The sequence below is a fragment of the Longimicrobiaceae bacterium genome, assembly GCA_035936415.1.
GTDB lineage: Bacteria > Gemmatimonadota > Gemmatimonadetes > Longimicrobiales > Longimicrobiaceae > JAFAYN01.
Genome location: DASYWD010000520.1, coordinates 1 through 2,425, shown reverse-complemented (window position 1 = coordinate 2,425; position 2,425 = coordinate 1). Strand labels below are relative to the sequence as shown.

At 77.4% G+C, this 2,425-nt stretch carries 1 protein-coding gene; it reads right to left on the bottom strand.

Annotation, left to right across the window (positions count from 1 at the left end):
* The coding region (locus tag VGR37_20940; protein HEV2149878.1) for an amino acid adenylation domain-containing protein at nucleotides 1-2,425 on the bottom strand (2,425 nt) is incomplete at both ends.

Genomic DNA, 2,425 nt, shown 5'->3' with positions numbered 1-2,425 from the left:
CGGTGACGTAGGCCACCAGCCGCCGCGCGCCCGGGGCGTCCTCCCGCGCGGCGACTACGGCCTCGCGCACGGAGGGATGGGCGGCCAGCGCCGCCTCCACCTCGCCCGGCTCGATGCGGAAGCCGCGCACCTTCACCTGCGCGTCCGTGCGCCCCAGGAACTCCAGGACCCCGTCGGCCCGGCGGCGCACCCGGTCGCCGGTGCGGTACAGTCGCGCGCCGGGACCATCCGCGCCGGAGAACGGGTCTGGGACGAACTTCTCCGCGGTGAGGTCGGGACGCCCCAGGTAGCCGCGCGCCACCCCCGCCCCGCCGATGAGCAGCTCCCCGGGAACGCCGAGCGGCGCCGGCTCCATTCCGCGGTCGCAGACGTAGAGCCGTACGTTCGGGAGCGGCGACCCGATGGGGTGCCCCGTCGCGGGCTCCCCCGCCGGGACGCGGTACGCGGAGGCGACGACGGTCCCCTCCGTGGGGCCGTACAGGACAGCGACCTCCGCCCCGGGGAAGCGCTCGCGCAGCTCGCCCGGGAGCTCCGGGGGGACGGTGTCGCCGCCGGTGAACACCCAGCGCAGCCCCTCCGCGGGTGGGCCGGACGCGGCGACCTGGCGCATCAGCGCGGGGACGGCGTGGAGCGCCGTGGCGTGCGCGGCCTCCTCCGCCAGCGCCGCCGGGTCGGTGACCCGCTCCGCCGGGACCAGCCGGACCGTGGCCCCGGCAAGGAGGGGACCCAGCACCTCGAAGCCCCAGATGTCGAAGGCGTGCGAGGCGAGGCTCGGCACCACGTCGCCCGGGCCGAAGCCGAAGAGCGCGCGGGTGCCCAGGAGCAGGTTGGCGAGGGCGCGGTGCTCCACCATCACGCCCTTGGGGGTCCCGGTGGAGCCGGAGGTGTGGACGACGTAGGCCAGGCTCTCCGGGAGCGCCGGGTGCGAAGCGCCGTCCGCGCCGTGCGGAGCGGCCTCCTCCACGAGCACCCGCTCCACCGCGCCGGGGACCCGGCCGCGGAGCGCGGCCGTGGTCAGGACCACGCGCGCCTCCGCGTCCTCGACCAGGAAGCGGAGGCGCTCCGGGGGGTAGGCCGGGTCCAGCGGGAGGTAGGCGCCCCCGGCCTTCAGCGCCGCCAGGACGGCTACGACCATCTCCGGGGCGCGCTCGGTGCAGACGCCGACCCTCACCTCCGGACCCACCCCGAGGCCGCGCAGCCGGACGGCGAGCGACGAGGCGCGGCGGTCCAGCTCCGCGTAGGTGACTCGCTCGCTCCCGGCGACCAGCGCGACGGCGTCCGGCGTCCTCGCCGCCTGGGCCTCGAACAGCGCGTGGACGGATCCCGCCTCCGCGTGCCGCAGAGCGGTGTCGTTCCAGCCCGACACCAGCGCCTCCCGTTCGGCGCGGCCGAGGAGCGGCAGCTCCCAGGCGGACGCTCCCGGCGCGGCCACGGCGGCGGCCAGGAGGGCAGCGAAATGGGCGGCGGCCCGCTCCGCCGTTGCCGCGTGGAAGAGCGCCGTCCGGTAGGCGAGCGCCCCGGTGAGGCGGCCGTCCGCGTCCGTGGCCTCCAGCGCCAGGTCGAACTTGGCCCCCTCGCCCCCGCCGTCCCACGCCTCCACGCGCACCTCGCCCAGCAAGGGCGCCTCCTGCGCGGCCCCCTCGAAGACGAACAGGGCCTGGAAGAGCGGCGCGTGCGCCAGCGAGCGCTCCACCCCCAGCTCGTCCACCAGGCGCTCGAAGGGGAGGTCCTGGTGCGCGAACGCCGCCAGCGTCGCCCGGCGGCTCCGGCGGAGCAGCTCGCGGAACGACGGCCGCCCGGCCAGGTCGGCGCGCAACGGGAGGGTGTTCACGAACAGCCCGATCAATCCCTCCAGCTCCGTCCGCGTCCGGCCCGCGACCGGGGTCCCCACCACCACGTCCTCGTCTCCCGAGTAGCGGGCCAGGAGGAGCTGCCAGGCCGCCAGCAGGACCATGAACGGGGTCGCCGCCTCCGCGCGGCACAGCTCCCGGACCCCCTCGCCCACCTCCGCCGGTACGTGGAGGGCGACGCGGGCGCCCCGCGGATCCGGGACCGGCGGGCGCGGACGGTCCAGCGGGAGCTCCAGGAGCGGCGGGGCGCCGGCCATCGCCTCGCGCCAGAAGGCCAGCTCGCCCTCCAGGACCTCGTCCGTGAGCCAGCTCCGCTGCCACACGGCGTAGTCGCCGTACTGGACCGGGAGCTCCGGGAGCGGCGACGGCTCGCCGCGGGCGAAGGCGCGGTACAGCGCGGACACCTCGCGCACCAGCACCCCGGTGGACCACCCGTCGCCCACCACGTGGTGCATGGCGAAGAGGAGGAGCGACTCGTCGTCGCCCAGGCGGACGAGCGAGGCGCGCAGGAGCGGCCCGCGCTCGAGGTCGAAGGGGCGCGCGGCCGACTCCGCGGCCAGGCGCCGCGCCGCGGC